20 protein-coding genes and 1 riboswitch are annotated in these 22,326 nt (G+C 69.1%); of the genes, 12 read left to right on the top strand and 8 right to left on the bottom strand.

Annotation, left to right across the window (positions count from 1 at the left end; all coding sequences use genetic code 11):
- The first annotated feature begins 24 nt into the window (after positions 1–24).
- The 5 genes from AC3IRM_RS09615 (at position 25) to recO (ending at position 3,227) form a co-directional block, all read left to right on the top strand.
- Positions 25–405: a DUF4845 domain-containing protein gene (locus AC3IRM_RS09615; RefSeq protein WP_489202956.1), complete on the top strand. Its 381-nt coding sequence runs from the start codon at positions 25–27 to the stop codon at positions 403–405.
- Positions 389–1,072, top strand: a complete 684-nt coding sequence (gene rnc / locus AC3IRM_RS09610) for a ribonuclease III (RefSeq protein ID WP_489202955.1) — start codon at positions 389–391, stop codon at positions 1,070–1,072. The genes AC3IRM_RS09615 and rnc overlap by 17 nt, the downstream gene beginning before the upstream one ends.
- Before the next feature lie 64 nt (positions 1,073–1,136).
- Positions 1,137–2,042 (top strand): GTPase Era, encoded by a 906-nt coding sequence (gene era, locus AC3IRM_RS09605; protein WP_489202954.1) that lies wholly within the window; start codon positions 1,137–1,139, stop codon positions 2,040–2,042.
- Between the two features lie 12 nt (positions 2,043–2,054).
- The gene (locus AC3IRM_RS09600; protein ID WP_489202953.1) at positions 2,055–2,492 is read left to right on the top strand and encodes a GFA family protein; all 438 of its coding nucleotides are present in this window, start codon (positions 2,055–2,057) and stop codon (positions 2,490–2,492) included.
- A gap of 18 nt (positions 2,493–2,510) precedes the next feature.
- The gene (gene recO / locus AC3IRM_RS09595) at positions 2,511–3,227 is read left to right on the top strand and encodes a DNA repair protein RecO (protein ID WP_489202952.1); all 717 of its coding nucleotides are present in this window, start codon (positions 2,511–2,513) and stop codon (positions 3,225–3,227) included.
- A 3-nt stretch (positions 3,228–3,230) separates the two neighbouring features.
- On the opposite strand, the gene AC3IRM_RS09590 is transcribed toward recO, so the two are convergent.
- On the bottom strand, positions 3,231–3,974 hold the full coding sequence (locus AC3IRM_RS09590) for a response regulator (RefSeq protein ID WP_489202951.1): 744 nt from the start codon (positions 3,972–3,974) through the stop codon (positions 3,231–3,233).
- Between the two features lie 32 nt (positions 3,975–4,006).
- On the opposite strand from AC3IRM_RS09590, the gene AC3IRM_RS09585 reads away from it, so the two are divergent.
- The 7 genes from AC3IRM_RS09585 to AC3IRM_RS09555 all read left to right on the top strand — a co-directional run bounded on the left by AC3IRM_RS09585 (position 4,007) and on the right by AC3IRM_RS09555 (position 11,300).
- Positions 4,007–6,034, top strand: a complete 2,028-nt coding sequence (locus AC3IRM_RS09585; RefSeq protein ID WP_489202950.1) for a translocation/assembly module TamB domain-containing protein — start codon at positions 4,007–4,009, stop codon at positions 6,032–6,034.
- 33 nt (positions 6,035–6,067) lie between these two features.
- Entirely contained in the window at positions 6,068–6,667 is a 600-nt protein-coding gene (locus AC3IRM_RS09580; protein WP_489202949.1) for a YdbL family probable chaperone protein, read from the top strand.
- Positions 6,668–6,795: 128 nt separating this feature from the next.
- Positions 6,796–8,133, top strand: coding sequence for a 23S rRNA (uracil(1939)-C(5))-methyltransferase RlmD (rlmD, locus tag AC3IRM_RS09575; protein WP_489205891.1), 1,338 nt, complete (start codon positions 6,796–6,798; stop codon positions 8,131–8,133).
- 7 nt (positions 8,134–8,140) lie between these two features.
- Positions 8,141–8,644, top strand: a complete 504-nt coding sequence (locus tag AC3IRM_RS09570) for a CYTH domain-containing protein (protein WP_489202948.1) — start codon at positions 8,141–8,143, stop codon at positions 8,642–8,644.
- A gap of 204 nt (positions 8,645–8,848) precedes the next feature.
- Positions 8,849–9,835, top strand: a complete 987-nt coding sequence (gene nagZ, locus AC3IRM_RS09565; protein WP_489202947.1) for a beta-N-acetylhexosaminidase — start codon at positions 8,849–8,851, stop codon at positions 9,833–9,835.
- Complete coding sequence (locus AC3IRM_RS09560; protein ID WP_489202946.1) at positions 9,832–10,392, top strand: hypoxanthine-guanine phosphoribosyltransferase; 561 nt, start codon at positions 9,832–9,834, stop codon at positions 10,390–10,392. Before nagZ ends, AC3IRM_RS09560 begins: the two co-directional genes overlap by 4 nt.
- Before the next feature lie 152 nt (positions 10,393–10,544).
- Positions 10,545–11,300, top strand: a complete 756-nt coding sequence (locus tag AC3IRM_RS09555) for an S-methyl-5'-thioinosine phosphorylase (protein WP_489202945.1) — start codon at positions 10,545–10,547, stop codon at positions 11,298–11,300.
- Positions 11,301–11,359: 59 nt separating this feature from the next.
- Here AC3IRM_RS09555 and AC3IRM_RS09550 read toward each other — a convergent pair whose 3' ends face one another.
- The 7 genes from AC3IRM_RS09550 to btuB form a co-directional block, all read right to left on the bottom strand.
- Positions 11,360–12,076 (bottom strand): response regulator, encoded by a 717-nt coding sequence (locus tag AC3IRM_RS09550; protein WP_489202944.1) that lies wholly within the window; start codon positions 12,074–12,076, stop codon positions 11,360–11,362.
- Positions 12,069–14,753, bottom strand: coding sequence for an ATP-binding protein (locus AC3IRM_RS09545; protein ID WP_489202943.1), 2,685 nt, complete (start codon positions 14,751–14,753; stop codon positions 12,069–12,071). The genes AC3IRM_RS09550 and AC3IRM_RS09545 overlap by 8 nt, the downstream gene beginning before the upstream one ends.
- Positions 14,754–14,757: 4 nt before the next feature.
- The gene (gene kdpC, locus AC3IRM_RS09540; protein ID WP_489202942.1) at positions 14,758–15,384 is read right to left on the bottom strand and encodes a potassium-transporting ATPase subunit KdpC; all 627 of its coding nucleotides are present in this window, start codon (positions 15,382–15,384) and stop codon (positions 14,758–14,760) included.
- Positions 15,385–15,387: 3 nt separating this feature from the next.
- Positions 15,388–17,454, bottom strand: a complete 2,067-nt coding sequence (kdpB, locus tag AC3IRM_RS09535; RefSeq protein ID WP_489202941.1) for a potassium-transporting ATPase subunit KdpB — start codon at positions 17,452–17,454, stop codon at positions 15,388–15,390.
- Between the two features lie 5 nt (positions 17,455–17,459).
- Entirely contained in the window at positions 17,460–19,169 is a 1,710-nt protein-coding gene (gene kdpA / locus AC3IRM_RS09530; protein WP_489202940.1) for a potassium-transporting ATPase subunit KdpA, read from the bottom strand.
- A gap of 41 nt (positions 19,170–19,210) precedes the next feature.
- Positions 19,211–19,918 carry a TorF family putative porin gene (locus AC3IRM_RS09525; RefSeq protein ID WP_489202939.1) on the bottom strand — a complete coding sequence of 236 codons (708 nt, stop codon included), beginning with the start codon at positions 19,916–19,918 and terminating at the stop codon, positions 19,211–19,213.
- A 186-nt stretch (positions 19,919–20,104) separates the two neighbouring features.
- On the bottom strand, positions 20,105–21,976 hold the full coding sequence (gene btuB / locus AC3IRM_RS09520) for a TonB-dependent vitamin B12 receptor (RefSeq protein WP_489202938.1): 1,872 nt from the start codon (positions 21,974–21,976) through the stop codon (positions 20,105–20,107).
- A gap of 124 nt (positions 21,977–22,100) precedes the next feature.
- Positions 22,101–22,319, bottom strand: a riboswitch (cobalamin riboswitch).
- Between the last annotated feature and the right edge of the window lie 7 nt (positions 22,320–22,326).

The raw sequence follows: 22,326 nt of genomic DNA, 5'->3' as shown, positions 1-22,326 counted from the left end.
CGGCATCGGCTCGAGGGGACGTCCATGAAACGCACGCAACGCGGCATCACCCTGCTGGGATTCATCATCGTCCTGGCAGTCGTCGGTTTCTTCGCCTATGTCGGCATGAAGCTGTTTCCGATGTACTCGGAGTACTACAGCGTCAAGACCGCGCTCAAGGGGCTGGCCAGCGAGCCGGGCACCGCCGCGTCCGATCCGGCCCGTATCCAGGACCTGTTCTTCCGCCGGCTGTACATCAGCTACTCGGAGAACGTGAAGCCCGAGAACGTGAAGATCCGCCGCGCCGACAACGGCTGGCAGATGGATGTGCAGTACGAAGTGCGTCGTCCGCTGGTGTTCAACCTCGACGTCGTGGGCAAGTTCCACGCGACCCAGATGCTGACCCGCGGTGGCGACGGAATTTGACCGGCAGCAGGGTCGGTTCGCCGGGCACGTTTTTCGTGATCCCGACCTGCTGATCCAGGCGCTGACGCATCGCAGCGCCGGCGCCCCGCACAACGAACGGCTGGAGTTCCTGGGCGACGCCGTGCTCGGCGCGCTGGTCGCCGAATCCCTGTACGCCCGCTGGCCGACTGCCGACGAAGGCACGCTCACCCGTGCCCGTGCCGAGCTGGTGCGCGAGTCCTCGTTGGCCGCGGTGGCACGCGAACTCGACCTCGGCGCGCGGCTGGTGCTGGGCGCGGGGGAGCTCAAGTCCGGCGGGCACCGGCGCGACTCGATCCTGTCCGACGCGCTCGAAGCGGTGATCGCTGCGATCTATCTCGACGCCGGCCTCGAGACCTGTCGCGACGTGGTGCTGCCGCTGTTCGAGAAGACCATGGTCGCGCTGGCCAGCGGCCGCGTCGCCAAGGACGCCAAGACCCGCCTGCAGGAGTGGCTGCAGGGGCGGCAGAAGGCCCTGCCGGTCTACGAACTGCTGTCGGAAAGCGGCGAGGAACATGCCAAGACCTTCTTGGTCCGCTGCGCGCTCAGCGACGCTGGCGTCGCGGCCGAAGGGCAGGGCAGTTCGCGCCGGGCGGCCGAGCAGCAGGCCGCGGAAGCGGTGATGGGCCAGCTCGAAGGTCCGGGCTGACCGTCCGCGAGACGCCCGACACTGTTTCCGCGTCGCGCCACCGGCATTTCCGTAGAATGCCGGCATGACCGAACCCCACACCACGCCCCACCATGCCGGCTACGTCGCCGTCATCGGCCGACCCAATGTCGGCAAGTCCACCCTGGTCAACGCCCTCGTGGGCGCCAAGGTGAGCATCGTCTCCAACCGTCCGCAGACCACGCGCCATCGTCTGCTCGGCATCGCGACGTTTCCGGAAGGCCAGCTGATGCTGGTCGACACCCCCGGTATCCACCACGAGCAGAAGCGGGCGATGAACCGCATCATGAACCGCGCCGCGCGCGGTGCGCTGGAAGGTGTCGATGCCGCGTTGCTGGTGGTCGTCGCCGGCCGCTGGGACGACGAGGACAGCCTGGCATTCGACGCCCTTCACGAGGCCGGCGTGCCGGTGGTGCTGGTCGTCAACCAGGTCGACCGGATCAAGGACAAGACGGCGCTGCTGCCGTATCTGCAGAAGGTCACCGAAGGCCGCGATTTCGCCGGCGTCGTGCCGCTGTCCGCGCTCAAGCGCAAGGGTCTGGAACAGCTGAAGTCGACCGTGTTTCCGCTGATACCGGCGCAGGACGCGCTGTTCGGCGAAGACGAGATCACCGACAAGAGCCAGCGCTTCCTGGCCGGCGAACTGGTGCGCGAGCAGCTGATGCGTCAGCTGGGTAACGAACTGCCGTATGCGACCACGGTCGAGATCGAGAGCTTCGCCCTCGACGGCACGATGCTGCGCATCGGCGCGGTGATCTGGGTGGAGCGCGAGGGCCAGAAGGCGATCGTCATCGGCAAGGCCGGCACCCGGCTCAAGGACATCAGCACCAAGGCGCGCATGGGCATGGAACGTCTGTTCGATGCCAAGGTGTTTTTGGAGACCTGGGTGCGCGTGCGCGAAGGCTGGTCCGACGACGAAGCCGCGCTCAAGGCGCTCGGCTACGGTGACTAGGAGCGCGCGCGCATGAGCGAAGCTGCCGACGACGTCGGCCGCCTGCACGGGCATTGTCTGTGCGGTGGCGTCGCGCTCAGCGTGCCAGGCAATGTGCACGCCGTGCACGCCTGCCATTGCGGAGCCTGTCGCCGCTGGCATGGCGGTCCGGCGATGGTGCTGCCAGCGGGCGAGGACCTGCGGATCGAAACCGGTGACGCGCTGGTGCGCAGGTTCGCATCCTCGGACTGGGCCGAGCGCGTATTCTGCGGCGCCTGCGGCAGCAGTCTGTTTTTCCGCACCACCGGTGACGATCAGCATTACGTCGCGGCCGGTCTGTTCGATGCGATTCCAGGTGCGCACTTCGAATCCGAAATCTTCATCGACGCCAAGCCGCAGTGGTATGCACTCGACGGGGCGGACGAACATCTGACCGGCGAGGCGTTCTTCGCCCGTATCGGCGTTGGCTGACGCGAGTCGCGGCAGACGGTGCGCATCGAGGACCAGCCGGCGTTTGTGCTGCATGCGCGCCCATGGCGCGAGACGAGCCTGCTGGTCGAGGTGCTGAGCCTCGATCACGGCCGCCTGGGACTGGTCGCCCGTGGCGTGCAGGGACCGAAGAGGCACGTGCTGCGTGCGGCGCTTCAGCCGCTGCAGCACATCCGCCTGACCGCGATGCTGCGCGGTGAACTGGCCCAGCTGCATTCGGCCGAAGCGCTCGACGCGGCGCCCAGGCTCACCGGTGATGCGATGCTCGCGGGTTTCTACATCAGCGAACTGGTGCTGCGGCTCGCGCCGCGACAGGACCCGGCGCCGGAACTCTACGAGGCGTTTTCGCGTGTGCGGCAGCGGCTCGCGGGGGAGGGCCTGGCCTGGACGCTGCGCCGGTTCGAGCGGGATCTGCTCGATGCGATCGGTGTGGGTTTCGCATGCGATGTCGATGGCGACGGCAACGACATCGAGCCGGCTGCGCGCTATCGGCTGGATCCCGAGCATGGCCCGCGTCGTTTGCAGCGCGATGGGGAGGCCACGGATCGCAGTGCCGCCGCAACGGGCCATGCGCTGCTGGCGCTCGCGGCTGACATCGCGCCGGAGGCTGCCGACATGGCCAGCCTGCGACGTGCACTGCGCGCGGTGCTCTCGCACCACCTCGGATCGCGTGGGCTGAAATCCTGGGAGCTGGCCACGAACCTGTCACGGCGTTGAGCGTCAGGCAGGCCTCGTCACGTTCGCGCTCGTGCGTGTGGCGTCGAGCGTCTCGAGAAAGCTCTGCAGCGCACTTGCCGATGTTGGATCGATATGCAGCACCCGCGCCGCCAGCCCGAGGCGCTCTGCACCGACGAAGCCGCAGCCGGCGCGCAGACGATGCAGGTCACCCCGGATCGAGGACGCATCGCCCACAGTCGCAGCTGCCGCAATCCGCGAGCGGGTGGTGTCGAGTTCGCCGACGAAGAGATCGCGCAGGCCGCGCACGTTACGGATGTCGCCGCCGACCGCGGCGAGCGCGGTTTCGCCGTTCCACAGAGGGGCTTCGCCACTGCGCCGCGCGTCGGGCAGCGGCGCGGCGCCCCCGCCCAGGCGCGACGCATCCGAGCGCGGGACCAGCACCCGGCGGATCGCGCCCAGCCAGGCCTCAGCCGCCACGGGCTTGCTGATCGCAAGCGCAAATCCCGCAGCACGCAACGCGTCGAGCTCCCGGCGTTCGCGTGCTGCGGTGTGCGCGATGGCAGGCGTGGATCGACCCTCGGCGCGTAGACGGGCCAGCAGCCCGCCTCCAGTGCCGTCGGGCAGGTTGGCGTCGATCAGCCAGGCGTCGTAGGTATTCACGGTGGCCAGTGCGTACGCGGCTTCGACCGAATCGGCGGTATCGACTTCGGCGGGCAGTGCGGCACTTGCGGCTTGCAGGAAACTGCGGCTTGTGGGGTCGTCCTCGACCAGCAGCAATCGATTCATCGCGTCCTCGATGTGGCGGGTATCCTGCGGCGATGCCGCGCCCCGTTACCACGATCCTAACGCTGTTTCTCGCCTGTGTGCCGGTTGCGGCGCACGCGCAGTCCATGCAGGCGCGGATCGCGAAGGTCGAAGCAGCCGGCATGCAACTGCGCGACGTGCACCTGACGCTGGACTGGCCGGCCGGAGCCCCGGATGGCCGGCTGCGACTGCAGGCAGCGGACCTCGATGCCGGTGGCCTGGGCTGGCGCTTCCGTGATGTGGACTGGCGCTGCCCGTTACGGCGCGAAGTCGCAGGCGACGATGTCCGTTGGCGCTGTGACGGTCCGCTGCGCACCGGGCGTGGAGCGCCGCTGCAGCTGGCGATTTCGCTCGATGCGGCGACCACCTCGGCTGCATTGTCGGACGGCGGCGCGCGGGTCGGCCTGACGCGCAGCGCGGCAAGACCCGACGCGACCCGGATCGATCTGCGGCGCGTGCCGGCTGCCTGGGTCGATGCGTTATTGCGCGCAGGCTGGACGTCCGCGCGCCTGACGGGCGGCACACTGGACGGGACGGTCCGGATCGACACGCCCTCCGGCAGCCCGTTGCGCGTGGAGGCGGACCTCGCGATCGCGGGGTTGGCCCTGGAAACCGAGGACGGCAGCATCGCCGCCGGCGATATCGATGGCGATCTCGCAGTGCGCCTGTCCTTGCCCAACGACGCACTGGATGCGCGCATCGAGGGCAGCCTGCGCGGCGGCGAACTGCTGTTCGGCAACGCCTACGTGTCGTTGCCGGAGACGCCGGTCGGCATCGGCATGGACATGACGCGCGTCGGTGAGGGCGACTGGTCGCTGTCGCGGTTGGCCTGGCGCGACGGAGACAGCTTGCGCGTCGATGGCAATGCGCGCCTGACGCCGGACTTCGGCATCGGCGCGCTGGCGCTCACGCTGGCCAGTGACGACGCCACGGCGTTGCCCGGCCGTTATCTCTCCGGCTGGCTGGGACTCGCCGGCGTCCCGGGGCTGTCGCTGTCCGGGGGCTTTCGTGCAGGTGTGATGCTCGACGACGCGACCTTGCGCAGCGCGGACATCGCACTGCGCCGGCTCGATATCGGCGACGCCGACGGCCGCTTCCGGCTTGACCGGCTCGACGGCACCGTCCGCTACTCCGCGTCGACCCCTGTGCGCAGCGCTTTCGCCTGGCGCGGCGGGGCGCTCTACGGCATGCCGTTCGACGCCGCGGCTTGGAGCCTGGAAAGCGGGGGCGGCATGTTGCGCCTGCGCGAGCCGGTCGCGTTCTCGTTCCTCGGCGGCGAGATCGGTTTCGAATCGCTGCAGCTGCAGCCGCCGACGGGTGATACCGGCCTGCGCATGCAGACCGCGCTCCGCCTCGATGCGCTGGATGTGGGCGTACTTGCGCAATCGCTCGACTGGCCTGCCTTTGAAGGCACGCTGGGCGGCGTGATTCCGACGGTGCGTTATGCCGACAACCGCATCGATTTCGACGGTGGGCTGTCGATGACCCTGTTCGACGGCCGCATCGATGTGTCGTCGCTGGCCATCGAGCGACCGTTCGGCGTCCTGCCGACAGTGACCGGTGATCTCGCCCTGTCGTCGCTGGATCTGCATGCGCTGACCGGCGTGTTTGGCTTCGGCAGCATCGAGGGGCGCCTGCACGGGCGTATCAACGGCCTGCGTCTGGTGGATTGGAACGCGACCGCTTTCGATGCAGAGCTGCACACCGAGCGCGCCCCGGGCGTGCGCCAGCGCATCAGCCAGCGCGCCGTGCAGGACATCTCCAGTGTCGGCGACGCGTCGTTCGTGACGACCTTGCAGGGCAGGGCAATCGCGCTGTTCGACGATTTCGGTTATCGCGGCATCGGGATTTCGTGCCGTCTGCAAAACGCGGTCTGCCGGATGGGCGGCCTGCGTTCAGAGGTCAACGCCTTTACTATCGTCGAAGGTGCCGGCCTGCCGCGTCTGAACGTCGTGGGTTTCAACCGGGACGTCGACTGGCCTGTGCTCGTCGAGCGCCTCGCAGCCGCCGCAGGTGGTGATGTCGCGCCGGTCATCGAATGACCGGCGCCCCGAATGTCTGACTGGAGAGTGTCGATGACGCGTTGGATGGGTTTGCCGGCCGTGGCCGCACTGGCGTTGACCGCCTGCGTGACGATCAATGTGTATTTTCCCGCTGCCGAGGCCAAGGAAGCGGCGCGCGAGTTCGTCGAGAACGTGATCGGCGATCAGGCGCCCGCGACCGAGACGCCGCCTGCGAGCGTGCCCGGCGGCGGCATGGCGCAGACCATGCAGCGCTTCGATCCCTGGATGTTGATCGGCATCGGCAGCGCGCAGGCACAGTCCCCCGATATCAGCATTCGCACGCCGGCGATCCAGGCGATCCAGGCACGCATGGAGCAGCGCTTCAACGGCACCCTGCGCCCCCATTTCGATTCCGGCGCGCTGGGCTTCGGCGGCAACGGCACGATCGTCGTGCGCGACGCCTCGCAGCTGCCGATCAAGGATCGCGTCGCGGTGAACTCCGCGGTCGCCGACGACAATCGCGACCGCCAGGCCGTGTATCGCGAGATCGCGGTCGCCAACGGCCATCCCGAGTGGGAGTCGCAGATCCGCGACGTGTTCGCGCGCCAGTGGATTTCGAGTGCGCGTCCGGGCTGGTGGTATCAGCAGGGTGGGAGCTGGATGCAGAAGTAAGGCGCACATCGACACCTGCTTCGAACAGGCCGCCTCCGGGCGGCCTGTTTCCTGGCATCGCAGGCGAGGAGCGGGGCGCGCACCGCATCTGCGACAATACGCGGCCCTCTGCCCGCAGCCTTCGCCACGTGGCCCGTAAACGTCTCGATCAGACCCCTTTCGAGGTCGAAGTCCTCAACCTCACCCACGACGGCCGTGGCGTGGCGCGCTTGCCCGATGGCAAGGCGCTGTTCGTGACCGGCGCGCTGCCGGGCGAGCAGGTCATCGCCCAGCGCTTCGCGCGTTCGCGCAGTTTCGACGAGGCGGTGACGCTCGAGGTGCTGCGCGCCTCCGAACATCGCATCGCGCCGCGCTGTCCGCATTTCGGGACCTGTGGCGGCTGTGTGCTCCAGCATCTCGACGCCGAGCAGCAGATCGTCGCGAAAGACCGGGTGCTGCGCGAGAACTTCGAGCGGATCGGCCACGTCACGCCGAAGCGGTGGATGGCGCCGATGGTCGATCGCGCCTGGGGTTACCGCCGCAAGGGCCGGTTCTCGGTCAAGCGCGTGGAGAAGAAGGACAAGACGCTGGTGGGCTTCCGTGAGCGCGATCCGCGCTTCGTCGCCGATCTGCAGGAATGTCACACGGTGATCGCGCCGATCGCCGCGATCATCCCGGCCCTCGCGCAGCTCGTCGACGGCATGGACGCGCGCAGCACGATCCCGCAGATCGAGTTCATCGCCGGCGATCCGCGTCCCGATTTCGACGGCGTCGCGCTGGTGTTCCGCCATCTGCAGCCGCTGATCGAATCCGATGTGGCAGCGCTGCTCGCGTTCGGCCAGCAGCACCGCATGGCGATCTTCCTGCAGCCCGGCGGCAACGACAGCGTGCATGCGCTGTGGCCGGAAGCGCCGGCGCTGTCGTTCCGGCTTGAAGACTGGGACATCGAACTGAAGTTCAGGCCGCTGGATTTCATCCAGGTCAATGCCGGCCTCAACCGGACGATGATCGCGCGCACGCTCGAACTGCTCGATGTGCAGCCCGACGACCGCGTGCTCGATCTGTTCTGCGGCCTGGGCAATTTCACATTGCCGCTGGCGCGCCGCGTGCGCGAGGTCGTCGGCGTGGAAGGCGAGGCCGGTCTGGTGGCGCGGGCGAAGGAGAACGCGGTGCACAACGGACTTCTCAACGCCCAGTTCCATGCCGCCGATCTCACCCAGGACCAGCGCAGCGCGTCGTGGATGCGGCAGGGCTTCGACAAACTGCTGCTCGATCCGCCGCGCTCGGGCGCGATCGATGTGCTGCGCCAGCTGCCGCTGGAACGCTTCAAGCGCATTGTTTATGTCAGTTGCCACCCGGCCTCGCTGGCGCGCGATGCGGGCTACCTGGTCAACGAGCGTGGCTGGACGCTCTCGGATGCGGGTGTCATGGACATGTTCCCGCAGACCGCGCACGTCGAATCCATCGCCCTGTTCGAGAAACGCTGAGGACCGCATGGGCATCGAGATCGAACGCAAATTCCTCGTCGCATCCGATGCCTGGCGCGCGGCCGCGCATATGGTGGTGCCGATGGCGCAGGGCTATCTCAACGATGCCGCGTCGATCGCCAGTGGCGCGCAGAACGCATCGGTGCGCGTGCGACTCGAGGGCGATGTTGCCTTCCTCAACATCAAGTCGCGCGAGGCCGGCACCACGAGGCAGGAGTTCGAGCTGCCGCTGCCGGTCGACGATGCGCAGGCGTTGCTGAAGCTGTGCGTCGGTGGGCTGGTGGAGAAGCGCCGGCACCTCGTGCGCCACGGCGCGCATCTGTGGGAAGTCGATGAGTTCCTCGGCGACAACGCCGGTCTCGTGGTCGCCGAGATCGAACTCGACGACGCCGACGAAGCCTTCGATCGGCCCGACTGGCTGGGCGCCGAAGTCACCGCGCACCAGCGCTATTTCAACCTCGCGCTGGCCGCACATCCGTTCTCGCGCTGGGACCCGGCGGAACGCGGCTGACCGATGCCTTCGGACCGCGCGGCTGGGTGGTGCGCGAAGCCGAGCTGAAGCACCGCGCCGAGCGATGCGTGGCGCGCGGGCAGCGGCATCCGTCGCGAGTCTCCGACTGCGACTGAACACGCCGCCTCGCTCGACGGCACGCGCGCCCGCATCTGCGACAATGCCCGTCCGCGCCATGGGGCGTGTTCGATGGAGAGGTCCGCAATGCTCGTGATCGGCGTCGCCGGCACCGAACTCACCGCGCAGGAGCGCGACTGGCTGCAGCACGATGCCTGCGCCGGCGTGATCCTGTTCAAGCGCAACTTCGCTTCGCGCGCGCAGATCGCCGAACTCTCGGCCGCGATCCGCGAGGCCGCCCCGCGTCCGCAGCTGGTCTGCGTGGACCAGGAAGGCGGCCGCGTGCAGCGCTTCCAGGACGGTTATTCCGAACTGCCGTCGCTCGCCGGTTTCGGCGCGCAGTATCTCGCCGATCCTGATGCTGCGATGGCCGCGTCGCGTGCGCATGCGCGTTTGATGGCGCAGGAAGTGCGCGCCAGCGGCGTCGATCTGAGCTTCGCGCCGGTGGTGGATGTGGGCCACGGCAATCTCGCGATCGGGGATCGCTCGTTTTCCGAGGATCCTCGAATCGTCGCAGCGCTCACGCGTGCCTATGTCGAAGGCATGCACGAGGCCGGTATGGCCGCAACGCTCAAGCACTTCCCGGGTCACGGCTCGGTGCGCGAGGACACGCATTTCGACGACGCGGTCGACAACCGTAGTCTCGATGCCATCCGCGCGCACGATCTGGTGCCGTTCGTCGCCGGCCTCGATGCCGGCGCCGATGCCGTGATGCTGGCCCATGTGGTCTACCCGCAGGTCGCGCCGGAGCCGGCCGGCTATTCGCCGCTGTGGATCAACACCATCCTGCGCGAACAGATGGGCTTCCGCGGTGTCGTGTTCTCCGACGACATCGGCATGGCCGCGGCGTTTTCCGCTGGCGGCATCAAGTCGCGCGTCGATGCGCACCTCGACGCCGGTTGCGATGTCGTGCTCGTATGCCATCCGGAGCTCGTTGCTGAATCGCTGGCCGCGGTCGAAGGCCGCGCCCTCAACACCATGGCCCTGACCGGCCTGATCGGACGCGGTCCGCTCGGCTGGGACGGCGCGCTCGCCGGCGACGCGTCCGCCCCCCGCACTGGAGACATCGCATGAACGTCCCACGCCTCGACGACGTGATCGACACTGCCGACCTGCTGTTCGACCGCGACGCGCTCGAAGACGCCATCGAGACGATGGCCGAAGAGATCGCCGACGAGTACGGCGATGACGACGTGCCGCCGGTCTACATCACGATCATGCACGGCGGCATGCCGTTCGCCACGCAGCTCGCGTTCGCGATCGGCGAGAACGAAGTCGATCTCGAGTTCGACTATCTGCACGCCACCCGCTACCGCGGCAACACCACCGGCTCGGGCCTCGCCTGGCTGCATCGCCCCGCGACCGCGCTGCAGGGCCGCCGCGTGCTGCTGGTGGACGACATCCTCGACGAAGGCCACACCCTCAAGGCCGTGCGGCAGTGGGTCGAAGACCAGGGCGCGGCTGACGTCCGCGTCGCCGTGCTCGCGGTCAAGGTCCACGACCGCGGCGTGGACGGCGTCGAAGCTGACTATGTCGGCGTCGAAGTGCCGGACCGGTATGTATTCGGCTACGGCATGGATTTCCATGAGCAGGGCCGGAATCTGCCCGGGATCTACGCTCTGGCGGAGTGACTGGCTGAGCGCATTGCGGCTTTGCCATTGGCCGATGCCGCGTCACACTCGGAATCGAGTATTGATTTGCCCGTCTGACGCCCTTTGCCGCCGTTCTAAGGTAGGTCGGAGGACACTTTCGTCCCGGCCCCATCCTCATTGCGAGAACCCCCATGCACCTCGACATCGATCTCGCCGTCATCGGCGGTACCGGCCTCTACCAGTTGGCCGACCTGCAGGACGTGGAGCCGCACCAGCCGGTCACACGCTACGGCGCGCTGTCGGGTCCGGTGCGGGTGGGGACGCTCGACGGCAAGCGCGTCGCGTTTCTCGCGCGGCATGGCGAGGGGCATTCGGTGCCGCCGCACCGGGTGAACTACCGGGCGAACCTTTCGGCGTTGCAGGCGCTGGGGGCGACGCGGGTCCTGGCCCTCAATACGGTGGGCGGCATCACCGAGCGCTTCGGACCGCGCGTGCTGGCGTGTCCTGACCAGTTGATCGACTACACCTGGGGCAGGGTGTCGACTTACTGCGAGGAAGAGGGCACCGAGGTGCTGCACGTCGACTTCGGCGATCCGTATACGCCGACGCTGCGCAGGCGCGTGCTCGATGCGGCGGCATCGGTCGGTGTGACGCTGGTCGATGGCGGCTGTTACGGCGCGACCCAGGGGCCGCGATTGGAGACACGCGCCGAAATCGCGCGCATGCGTCGCGACGGCTGCGATCTGGTCGGGATGACCGGCATGCCGGAGGCGGGTCTGGCGCGCGAACTGGGGCTCGATTACGCGTGCCTGGCGATCGTCGCCAACTGGGCGGCGGGCGCCGGCCCACAGGTGGACGAGGTGATCACCTTCGAGGACGTGCTCGACAATGTTGCCGCCGCGTCGTCCGGCATTCCGCCGCTGTTGCGGGCGGTGCTCGCGGGCTGACTACCAGGGCTGCGCGACGTGTGTGCCCGGATCGAAAGCCCCGCAAGCGCGGGGCTTTTTCATGGGCGGCGATCGGACTCGACGAAGCGCAGGCCGACGCCGGGTTCGGTGGCGATGTAGCGTGGTTGCGCCGCGTCGTCGCCCAGCTTCTGGCGCAGCTTGCCGACCAGGATGCGCACGTAGTGCGCGTCGTCGGTGTGGGTCGGCCCCCAGATTTCGCGCAGCAGCTGGGGCTGCGTGATGACGCGACCGGCGTTGCGCAACAACAGCGACAGCAGTGCGAATTCCTTGCGCGAGAGCACGAGCGTCGCACCGTCGAGGACCACTTCGCGACGCGCGAGATCGATGCGCAGGTGACCGTCGTCGAAGACAGGCAGCGCGTCCGGCGATTGCGCCTGCAACCGCAGCAACGCGCGCACGCGGGCCATGAGCTCCTGGGTGCCGAAGGGTTTGGTCACGTAATCGTTGGCGCCGGCATCGAGGGCGGCGACTTTGCCGCCTTCGTCGCTGCGCACCGACAGCATCACCACGGGCACCTGCGACCAGTCGCGGATCGCACGCAATACGGCATGACCGTCCATGTCGGGCAGGCCGATGTCCAGCACGACGAGGTCCGCGCCGTCGCGGGCGAGGGTGTCCAGCGCCTGTGCGCCGGTTTCGGCCAGTGCGACGCGCCAGCCCTGCGCGCGCAGGCTGATGTCGAGGAAGCGGCGGATCTGCGGCTCGTCGTCGACGACGAGAATGCGCGCGGCGCTTGCGGACGTTGCGTCATTCATGGGGGGCGTCATGCTCCGGTCCGGTCGGACGCTGCATCGGCAGTTCGATGCGGACCAGCGTACCCGTGCCGCCCGGGCCGCGCAGCGCCGAGACGGCGCCGCCGTGTGCGCCGATCATGCCCTGACAGATCGTCAGGCCCAGACCCGTTCCCTTGCGACCGCGATCGCCACGTTCGACGCTGTAGAACATGTCGAAGATCCGGCTGCGCTCGTCCTCGGGAATGCCCGGTCCCGCGTCGACGACATCGATGCGCAGCCAGTCGCGGGCATCGCCCGGTTCTGGCGATGCGATACGACGCGCCTCGATCCGCACAGGCGCGCCGGACGGCGAGAACTTCGCCGCGTTCTCCAGCACGTTGAACAGCGCCTGTTCGACCAGCGCCGGATGCACCCACAGCGGCGGCAGGCTCGCGGGCACGTCGCTCTTCACCACGATCTCGGGCTGATAGCGACGCAGGCGACCGACGGCCGCGCCGACCAGTTCGTCGACGCCGATCCAGTCGCGGTTGAGCGCCAGACCCTCATGGCCGAGACGGGTCATGTCGAGCAGGTTTTGGATGTAGCGATCGAGCCGTTCGCCCTCGAGCACGATGGTGTCGAGCAGGGCTCGGCGATCGGTCGCGTCCATCGTGTCGCTGTAGCCGACCAGGCTGCTGGCCGAGCCGATCATCGACGCCAGCGGAGAGCGCAGGTCGTGCGACACCGACGACAGCAGCGCCGAGCGCAGGCGCTCGGTTTCGTTCGAGACACGCGCGCCTTCGAGATCGGCGACCAGTCGCGTGCGCAGCGCGGCCTGGGCGATGTCGTCGGCCATCGCCTGGGCCAGTCGATGCTGTTCGAGGCCGAGCCGGTTGCGCGACTCCGGGAAGCGCAGCGCCGCGACGCCGAGGGTCTCGCTGCCCGCGCGCAGCGGCAGCAGCCACCAGCGCGACGCCGACAGCGTATCGGTGAAGCGGCCGGCCGGCTGCCCGTGTCGCAGCGTCCAGTCGACCGCGGCCGGGTCGAGACCGTCGGGCCACTGGGCCGCTGCATCCACGTCGCCGATGCGCAGCCATGCCTCCGCATCGAGCGCCCGCGCGAGCGCGTTGCGTCCGGCCGCCACCACTTCGCCGAGATCGGCTGCACCCGCCAGCTGCCGGCCCAGCGCCTGCAGGCCGGTCGCGTGCGTGTTGGCCGCGCGCAAGGCCAGCACCTGTTCGCGCAATCGCGCAGCGAGCCGCCCGGCGACGAGGGCCGCAGCGAGAAACAGCACGACCGTGACCACGCCGCGGTGCGCGCTGATCTGGAACGTGAAGCGCGGCTCGATGAAGAAGAAGTTGTAGCTGACGAAGCACAGCACGGCGGTGGTCATCGCCGCGGCCATGCGCGCCTGCGCGGCGACGACGACGACGGCGACGATGAACACCATCGACAGGTCGTCGAGACCGGCAACGCGCTGCGCCAGCCAGCCGAAGCCGATGGCCAGTGCGGTCGCGAGCAGCGGCAGGCCGATGTCGCGCGCGCCGAAGGCCGCCTCGCCGATGCGTCGGCGCCGACGCGCTTTCGCCCGCGCGTCCGGCGTGCCGATGATGACCAGTTCGTGGCGCGCGCCCTGCTGCAGCAGTCGCTGGGTCAGCGTGCGGTTGACCATGCGTGCGAACGGCCGCTCGCGCGTGCGGCCGACGACGATCGTCGACGCGCCGATGCGTTCCGCATGTTCGAGCAGCGCATCGGCAATGCGGCTGCCGTGCAGCACGTCGGTCTCGGCGCCCAGACTGCGCGCGAGTGCGAAGGCCTGATCGAGTTCGAGCTGGCGCGCCGCATCGCCGCGACCGCCTGCATCGACGGTCACCACGCGCCACGGCGCATCGCGCCGCTCGGCGATCCGGCGGCCCGCGCGCACGAGGTATTCGGAGGTCCCGAGGCCATCGATCGCGACCAGCACCGTGCGCCGCAGCGCGAAACCCGGCAGTCCGCGTGCCGCCTGGGTGCCGCGCAGGTCGGCATCGACGCGGTCGGCCGCGGTCTGCATCGCCAGTTCGCGCAGCGCGGCGAGGTTCGAGGGCGAGAAGAACGCCTGCAGCGCACGCGTCGCCTGGTCGGGCAGGTAGACCTTGCCGGCCTTGAGCCGCTCGATCAGCTCCGCCGGTGGCAGGTCGACCAGCCGGATGTCACGCAGCCGGTCGAACAGCGCATCGGGCACGGTCTCGGTGACGCGCACGCCGGTGATGCGGTGAACGACGTCGTTGAGGCTTTCCAGATGCTGGATGTTGACCGTGGTGCAGACGTCGATGCCGGCATCGAGCAGGTCGACGACGTCCTGCCAGCGGCGCTCGTGGCGGCTGCCGGGCACGTTGCGGTGGGCGAGCTCGTCGACCAGCACCAGCGCCGGGCGACGCGCGAGCACGGCATCGACATCCAGATCGTCCAGCATGCGGCCCTGGTAGGTGATCTGGCGACGCGGCAGCTGCTCCAGACCATCGAGCAGCGCCGCGGTGTCCGCGCGTCCGTGGGTTTCCACCAGGCCGACGACGACGTCGACACCGGTCGCGCGCAACTCCCGCGCGCGCGACAGCATCGCGTAGGTCTTGCCGACGCCGGGCGCCGCGCCGAGGAACACCGTCAGCCGTCCGTTCGACTCGCGGCGTCGGGTATCGGCCAGCAGGGCATCGGCCCGGGCGTCGCGGTCGTCGGTCATCGCACTATTCTGCGCCGCGCCCGCCGGCCTGCGCATCGAGCGCGAGGTTCAAGGCCAGTACGTTCACGCGTGGCGCGCCGAGCATGCCGAACTGCGGTCCGGCGGTGTGGGCGTCGACCAGACGCTCGACGTCGGCGACCGCGAGACCGCGTGTCCGCGCGACGCGGGCGACCTGCACGCGCGCGGCGTCCGGACTGACATGCGGATCGATGCCGCTGCCCGAGCGGGTCACGAGGTCGCCGGGGACGTCACGCGCGTCGATGCCTTCGCGCGCGGCGACCTCGTCGACCGCGGCCGCGATCGTCGCGCGCAGGTCCGGATTCGTGCGCGCCTGGTTGCTGCCGGCGAGTGCCATCGGGTCGTAGCCGGCGGCCGACGGCCGCGGCATGAAATAGCGGGCATCGACGAACGGCTGCGCGACCAGCGCCGAGCCGACGATGCGGCCTTCGCGCTCAATCAGACTGCCTTGCGCCTGCGCGGGGAACAGCAGTCCGCCGAGCGTGGTGGCAGCAAGCGAATACAGCAGCCCGAAGCCGAGCAGGGTGACCGCGGCGAGACCGCAAGCCGCGCGCAGCAGACCGCGTGGACGCGATGCCGACAGGGAAAGCGAGGGAACGGTGGACATGGGCATTCCTCAGGAACCGAAAATGGCGGCAAGCGCGAGGTCGATGAGCTTGATCGCGGCGAATGGCAGCAGCACGCCGCCGAGGCCGAAGACCAGCATGTTCCGGCGCAGCAGGGCGGTCGCGCTGCCGGCGCGGAAACGCACGCCGCGCAGCGCCAGCGGAATCAGCATCGGGATCACCAGCGCGTTGAAGATCAGCGCCGCGAGCACCGCGTTGCCCGGGCTCGACAGCCGCATGACGTCGAGCGCGGCCATCTGCGGAATCGCCGCGGCGAACAGTGCCGGCAGGATCGCGAAGTACTTCGACACGTCGTTCGCCAGTGAGAACGTCGTCAGCGCGCCGCGGGTGATCAGCTGCTGCTTGCCGACCTCGACCACGCGCAGCAGCTTGGCCGGGTCGGAATCCAGGTCAACCATGTTGCCTGCCTCCTTGGCCGCCTGGGTGCCGGAGTTCATCGCCAGGCCGACGTCGGCCTGCGCGAGCGCGGGCGCGTCGTTGGTGCCGTCGCCGACCATCGCCACCAGCCGGCCGGCGGCCTGTTCGCTGCGGATGCGCGCGAGCTTGTCTTCCGGCCGGGCCTCGGCGATGTAGTCGTCGACGCCGGCCTCGGCCGCGATCGCCGCCGCGGTCAGCGGGTTGTCGCCGGTGATCATCACCGTGCGGATGCCCATCGCCCGCAGCTGCGCGAACTTCTCGCGGATGCCGGTCTTGACCACATCCGACAGTTCGACGACGCCGAGCACGTGCGCCCCGTCGGCGACGACCAGCGGCGTGGCGCCACCGCGCGCGACCTGTTCGACGCGCGCGCGCAGTTCGTGCGACGGCTGGCCGCCGAGCGCCTGGACGTGCGCGAGGATCGCATCGAGCGCGCCCTTGCGGATCCGTCGCGGCGCGCCCGCGTCCCCGAGATCGACGCCCGACATCCGCGTCTGCGCGGTGAACGCGACGAAGCGTGCATCCGCCGGCGCTTCGATCGCCTCACCGGGCCGACGCGCGAGCGCGACGATCGACTTGCCCTCCGGCGTCGGGTCGGCCAGCGACGACAGCAATGCGGCATCGCGCAGGGCGTCCGGATCGATGCCGGCCAGCGCATGGAATGCGGTCGCCTGGCGGTCGCCGTAGGTGATGGTGCCGGTCTTGTCGAGCAGCAGCACATCGACGTCGCCGGCCAGTTCGACCGCCTTGCCGGACTTCGCCAGCACGTTCGCCGACAGCGCGCGGTTCATGCCGGCGATGCCGATCGCCGGCAGCAGCGCGCCGATCGTCGTGGGGATCAGGCACACCAGCAGCGCGATGAGCAGCACCGGATCCAGCCGCACGCCGACGAAGCCCGCGATCGCCGGCAGCGTCAGCACGACGACGAGGAACGTCAGCGTCATCGTCGTCAGCAGCAGCCCGAGTGCGATCTCGTTCGGCGTCTTCTGGCGGTTGGCGCCTTCGACCAGCGCGATCATGCGGTCGAGGAAGCTGTGTCCCGCCTCGACCGTGACCCGCACGACGATCGCGTCCGACAGCACCTTGGTGCCGCCGATCACGCCGGAGCGGTCGGTCCCGGCTTCGCGCAGCACCGGCGCGGACTCGCCGGTGACCGCGGCCTCGTTGATCGTGGCGACGCCGCGCAGGATCTCGCCGTCGGCAGGAATCAGTTCGCCGGCCGACACGGCCACGAGGTCGCCCGGCTTCAGCTCCGCGGCGGGCACCCGGGTTTCCGCGGCGCCTTCGGCCTCGCCGGCCAGACGACGCGCGACGAGGTCCTGGCGCGCACGCCGCAGCGATGCGGCCTGGCCGCGACCGCGGGCCTCGGCCATGGCTTCGGCGAAGTTCGCGAACAGCACGGTCAGCGCGAGCACCGCGGTGATGCTGCCGCCCATCGCAGGCGCGGCGTAGCCGAAGATGGTCAGGGCGCCGGTCAGCACGGTGCCCAGCCAGACCACGGCCATCACCGGGTTGCGCAGCGCGTGGCGCGGCGACAGCTTGCGGAACGCGTCGACCGATGCGCTGCGCAGGATGGCTGCATCGAACAGGCGGGGATTGGTGCCGCGCGTCGGCGCGGCGGTGTCGGCGAGAGGAGGCATCTGGATCATCCGGCAATGGCGGCCAGCGCGAGGTGGTCGGCCACGGGGCCGAGGACCAGGACCGGCATGAACTGGAGAAGGGTGAGGATCACGACGATGGCGATCAGGGTCAGCGCGAAGGTCGGTGTCTCGATCCGCAGCGTGCCCGCGCTTTCCGGCGCGGCGCGCTTGGCACCGAGCATCGCGGCGATCGCCAGCGGCAGCAGCAGCGCGGGGTAGCGACCGAGCGCGAGCACGGCGCTTGCCGAAACGTTCCACCATCGCGTCGCATCGTCCAGGCCCTCGAAGCCGGAGCCGTTGTTGGCGAACGCCGACACGTACTCGTAGAACACCTGGCTGATGCCGTGGAAGCCAGGATTGCTGTTGCCGGTCCAGGCCGGCACCGCCAGCGTCAGCGCGGTGAGCCCGAGCAGCACCACCGGCTGCAACAGCACCAGCACGGCGAGCAGGCGCACCTCGGGCGCCTCGATCTTGCGACCGAACAGTTCCGGCGTGCGTCCGGTCATCAGTCCGGCGACGAAGACCGCCAGCAGCAGATAGACCAGGAACTGTTGCAGTCCGCAGCCGATGCCGCCCCAGATCGCGTTGATCAGCATGTTCGACAGCGTGACGAGGCCGGTCAGCGGCGCCAGCGAGTCGTGCATCGCATTGACTGAGCCGTTCGAGGTCTGCGTGGTGAGCGCCGCCCACATCGCGGAGGGCGCGGCGCCGTTGCGGACTTCCTTGCCTTCCATCAGCGCGACATCCGTGGACGTCGGCGACGCGGATTCCGACCACACCGCCATGCCCGCGGATGCGAGCGACATCGCCAGCATCGTGCCGAGTACCAGCGGCGTCAGTCGCCGACGCCCTGTGAACGGCCCGATCATGCAGGCGACAGCGACCGGCAGCAGGATAAGCGCCAGCGTCTCCAGCCAGTTGGAAAACGGCGTGGGGTTCTCCAGCGGCACGCTGCTGTTGGGGCCGTACCAGCCGCCGCCGTTGGTGCCGAGCTGCTTGACCGCGACCATCGCCGCGACCGGGCCGAGCGGAATCTTCTGCGTCTCCATGCCGGCGCTCGCATCGACCGGCGTCGCCTCGGGCCCGCCCGACAGCGTCGCCGGCACGCCCTGACCGGTCAGCAGCACGCTCCACAGCACAGCCAGCGGCAGCAGCACGCGCACAGCCGGCCGTAAGACATCGGCCCAGTAGTTGCCGACGTCGGCCACGCCGCCACGCGCGACGCCGTGTGCGTCGCGATCGCGTCCGCCGAAGAACGCGCGCAGCGTCGCCGCGACCAGCGCAAGGCCCATCATCGGCGTGACCACCTGCAGGCCGACAATGCCGGCCATGTGCGCGAGATACGACAGCTGCGCCTGGCCGGAATAGTGCTGCTGGTTGGTGTTGGTCAGGAACGACACCGCCGTATGCAGGGCAAGGTCCCACGACATGTTGGGCGCCGCGTTGGGATTGAGCAGCAGCCAGGCCTGGGTCATCAGCAGACCCCAGACCAGCGCGCCGAGCACGGCGTTGCTGGCGAGAAACGCCAGCGCGTAGTGCTTCCAGTCCATGCCGCGCGCGGGGTCGACGCCGAGCAGGCGATAGACCGGACGCTCGATGATCCCGAAGAAGCGGTCGCCCGGAAGCGGGCCACCGCGCAGTACGGCGGCGAGATAACGGCCCAGCGGCCAGCCGAGCGCAAGCGCAAGGCCGAGGACGGTGAAGAATTCGATCATGGCGGTGATCCGTCAGCGGAAAGGAAGAAGCGCCGCGGCGCTCAGAACGACGCCTGCAGCGCAGCTTCGACGCAGGTGCCGGCGAGACCGGGGAACGCGCGCACGGCGCTCGAATCGGTATCATGGAGCGTCACGCGCAGTTCGACAGGCGACGCGAGCGCCCACACCGCGCCCAGCTGCGCGTGCGCGTAATCGTCGTAGCCGCTGTCGCCCGCCAGCCAGTAGTGCCCGGCCGCAGCTTCGATGCGGACCGTGTCGGTCAGCGGCCAGCGCGCGCCGAGCTGGGCGTAGGTGCCGGCCGTATCGCTGGCGAGTGCATCACGCGAATGCCCGACCTGCAGCCAGTAGCGCTCGTGCAAGGTCACCGTCGCGTTGGCTTCGGTCCAGTCGAGATCGACCGTCGCCGAGGGATAGACATAGCGCGTCAGATTGACGTCCAGCGCCCAGGCATCGGACAGCGCGCCCGACCAGCCGGCGACGAGATCGAACTCGGTCGACGCGCGGGTCTCCGGCGCGAATTCGACGCTGGACCCCCAGACCTGGGCGTAGACGCCCGAAACGCCGGCAACCTTGAAGCCGGCCTGGACAGCAGGATCTTCGTTGCTCTGCGAAGTGCCGCGCCAGACGTAGTCGGTGGTGAGTGCGGCGGTGCCGCTGAAGTCGCTGGCCTGCACGGATGGGGCAGTCGACAGCGCCAGCGCACAGAGGGCGAGGCCGGAGGCGCTTCGCAGGGACGAACGGGTGGACATGCGGGTATCCCGGGCGGAAGCGTTCCGCCGATGCCGCGCATGGTCCGCCCGGGCCGCATAAAGTCTCCATGCGACGCTCCAGGCTGCAGCGTAAATTCGCCGTAAAACCTGCGGCCTGACACGCACACGGCCGTCATGCGACGGCCGTGTGGGATCAAGTCGAATGCGGCGTGCGCCGCGGCTGGGTCAGCGCGCGGTCGGCGACCAGCGCAGCGACAGACCGTACTCGCGGCCGGCCTGGTAGTACCACGCGATGGTCTCGTAATCCTTGTCGAGCACGTTGGTCGCGCGGGCTTCCAGCGTCCAGTCGGGGTTGAATGCCCACGCCGCGCGCAGGTCCAGCGTGCCGTGACCGGCGACGCGCACGGTGTTGGTGGCGTTGTCGAAGCGGCTGCTGCTGGCGCGCAACGTGGTGCCGATGCGGAAGTCGCCCAGGCTGCGGTCGATGTCGAGACGGCCACTGTTGCGCGCACGACGGGCAAGCAGGTTGCCGTTGTTGGCGCTATCGCTGCGGTCGCGTGGATCGACGTGGCTCAGCTCGGTCGACAGGTCGAAGCCGGCGAGCGTGGTCGCGAACGTCAGTTCGGCGCCGCGGATCCGGGCTTGCTGGATGTTCTGCGGGACGAAGTTGCTGTCGAGGAAGATCAGATCGTCGACCCGGCTCTCGAAGGCATTGATCGACCAGTTCCACGTATCGCGGTACTGGGCGAGTCCGAGGTTGGCGGTCTTCGCGCGCTCCGGCTCGAGATCCGGATTGCCGCTGCCGAACGGGAAGTAGAGATCGTTGAACGTCGGCGCCTTGAAGCTGGTGGCGGCGCTGGCGTTGAGTCGCAGGCCGTGGTCGAAATCCAGACCCCAGCCGAGGCTGCCGGTGGTATGGCCGCCGAACTGCTCGTTGTCGTCGTGACGCACACCGGCCTGCACGCGGTGCGCGCCGAAACGCGCCGTGTAGTCGGAGAACACCGCGAAATTGTTGCGCGCGGTCAAGGCGTAGGCGGTATCGCTTTCGATGTTGTCGGACATCCAGTCGAAGCCGAGCGAGAAGCGCTGGGTCGGCGCCAGACCGAAGTCGGCCTGCAGCGAGGCGGTATCGCGGCGTGTGTCGATCTGGCCGACATCGACGCGCGTGCCCGCGTCGATGTCGCGGAAGTAGGTGCTCGACTTGTCGTAGGCCCGGCCGGCCTGCGCGGTCAGCGTGACCACCTCGGACGGCGCATAGCTGAGCTTGCCGCCGGCCACCTGCTGGATGTTGTTCGCCTCGTTGCCGCCGAACACGCTGCCGTCGTACTCGTTGAACGCGTCGGCATGGAGCACGTTGCCTTCGAGCGTCAGACCCTGCGTGAGTTCGACGCCGCCGCGTGCATTGAGCGAACGATTGCGATAACCGTCGCGGTCGGGCTCGTCGACGAAGCAGCCCTGGAACAGCGTGCCCGAACCGCGGCAGCTGTCGATGCCATCGGTGCGCTGGAACGCCGCGTCGACACCGAACCAGCCGCGGCCGGTGCGGCCGCCGAGGCCGGCGCTGGCTTCGCGCAGGTTCTGGCTGCCCACCCCGACACGCGCGTGCGGGCGGACTGCACCGGTGTTGCGGCGGGTGAAGATCTGGATGACGCCGCCGATCGCTTCCGAGCCGTACAGGCTGGAGCGCGGGCCGCGGACGATTTCGATGCGCTCGATCTGGTCGACCGGGATGTCCTGGAACGACGCCAGTCCGGCGGTCGCCGAGCCGATGCGCACGCCATCGACGAGCACCAGCACGTGGTCGGACTCGCTGCCGCGCATGAACACCGAGCTGAGCTTGCCCGGACCGCCCTGGTTGGCGATCTGGATGCCGGCGCGGCCGCGCAGCAGTTCGGGCAGGTCCCGCGCCTGGGTGCGTTCGATCTCGGCGCGGTCGATGACCTGGGCTGGCACGATGGTGTCGCCGAGCGTGCTTTCGGCGCGGTTGGCGGTGACGAGCACGGTGTCGAGATCGCGCGCGTCGGCGGCGGTCGCCGCTGCGGCGATCGGGGATGCGAGTGCGGCGACGATCGCCACGGTCAGAGTACGGAACGGCATTGCAGTCTCCTGGTCGCGTGCACCCACGCACGCGGTGTGTCGGGAGATCGCGAGGACGGACACGGCTGCCGGCCGGACGCGCACAAGCCGTCCGGAACGCCGCCGCAATGCCCGCCGCATCGCAATCGAGGAAGACTTCGTGGCCGGTCTCCGGACTCGCGCGTGGGAGAGTTCTCCCGGGCGTCGCGCCTTCCCGTGCCGAAGCACAGTGGCGGATGCGATGCCTTGAACACGCTTACCGTTGCGGGGGCAGTGCCGGACTGGCGCATACGCGCGTCACCGGCTTCCCGTTTCAACCCGGACGGCAGAGCGCCGGCGGGTCACCATGAAGCTGGCGCGGATTGTACGTG

The organism is Luteimonas sp. KH_071 (assembly GCF_057838005.1).
The sequence above is the reverse complement of the archived record's forward strand: the minus strand, read 5'-3'. Positions and strand labels throughout refer to the sequence as shown.

Bases quoted from the DNA above. Each gene is read 5' to 3' on its own strand.
- AC3IRM_RS09615 (WP_489202956.1), top strand. From the start codon at position 25: ATGAAACGCACGCAACGCGGCATCACCCTGCTGGGATTCATCATCGTC.
- era (WP_489202954.1), top strand. From the start codon at position 1,137: ATGACCGAACCCCACACCACGCCCCACCATGCCGGCTACGTCGCCGTC.
- AC3IRM_RS09600 (WP_489202953.1), top strand. From the start codon at position 2,055: ATGAGCGAAGCTGCCGACGACGTCGGCCGCCTGCACGGGCATTGTCTG.
- AC3IRM_RS09590 (WP_489202951.1), bottom strand. From the start codon at position 3,974: ATGAATCGATTGCTGCTGGTCGAGGACGACCCCACAAGCCGCAGTTTC.
- AC3IRM_RS09585 (WP_489202950.1), top strand. From the start codon at position 4,007: ATGCCGCGCCCCGTTACCACGATCCTAACGCTGTTTCTCGCCTGTGTG.
- AC3IRM_RS09580 (WP_489202949.1), top strand. From the start codon at position 6,068: ATGACGCGTTGGATGGGTTTGCCGGCCGTGGCCGCACTGGCGTTGACC.
- AC3IRM_RS09570 (WP_489202948.1), top strand. From the start codon at position 8,141: ATGGGCATCGAGATCGAACGCAAATTCCTCGTCGCATCCGATGCCTGG.
- nagZ (WP_489202947.1), top strand. From the start codon at position 8,849: ATGCTCGTGATCGGCGTCGCCGGCACCGAACTCACCGCGCAGGAGCGC.
- AC3IRM_RS09560 (WP_489202946.1), top strand. From the start codon at position 9,832: ATGAACGTCCCACGCCTCGACGACGTGATCGACACTGCCGACCTGCTG.
- AC3IRM_RS09555 (WP_489202945.1), top strand. From the start codon at position 10,545: ATGCACCTCGACATCGATCTCGCCGTCATCGGCGGTACCGGCCTCTAC.
- AC3IRM_RS09550 (WP_489202944.1), bottom strand. From the start codon at position 12,076: ATGAATGACGCAACGTCCGCAAGCGCCGCGCGCATTCTCGTCGTCGAC.
- AC3IRM_RS09545 (WP_489202943.1), bottom strand. From the start codon at position 14,753: ATGACCGACGACCGCGACGCCCGGGCCGATGCCCTGCTGGCCGATACC.
- kdpC (WP_489202942.1), bottom strand. From the start codon at position 15,384: ATGCCCATGTCCACCGTTCCCTCGCTTTCCCTGTCGGCATCGCGTCCA.
- kdpB (WP_489202941.1), bottom strand. From the start codon at position 17,454: ATGCCTCCTCTCGCCGACACCGCCGCGCCGACGCGCGGCACCAATCCC.
- kdpA (WP_489202940.1), bottom strand. From the start codon at position 19,169: ATGATCGAATTCTTCACCGTCCTCGGCCTTGCGCTTGCGCTCGGCTGG.
- AC3IRM_RS09525 (WP_489202939.1), bottom strand. From the start codon at position 19,918: ATGTCCACCCGTTCGTCCCTGCGAAGCGCCTCCGGCCTCGCCCTCTGT.
- btuB (WP_489202938.1), bottom strand. From the start codon at position 21,976: ATGCCGTTCCGTACTCTGACCGTGGCGATCGTCGCCGCACTCGCATCC.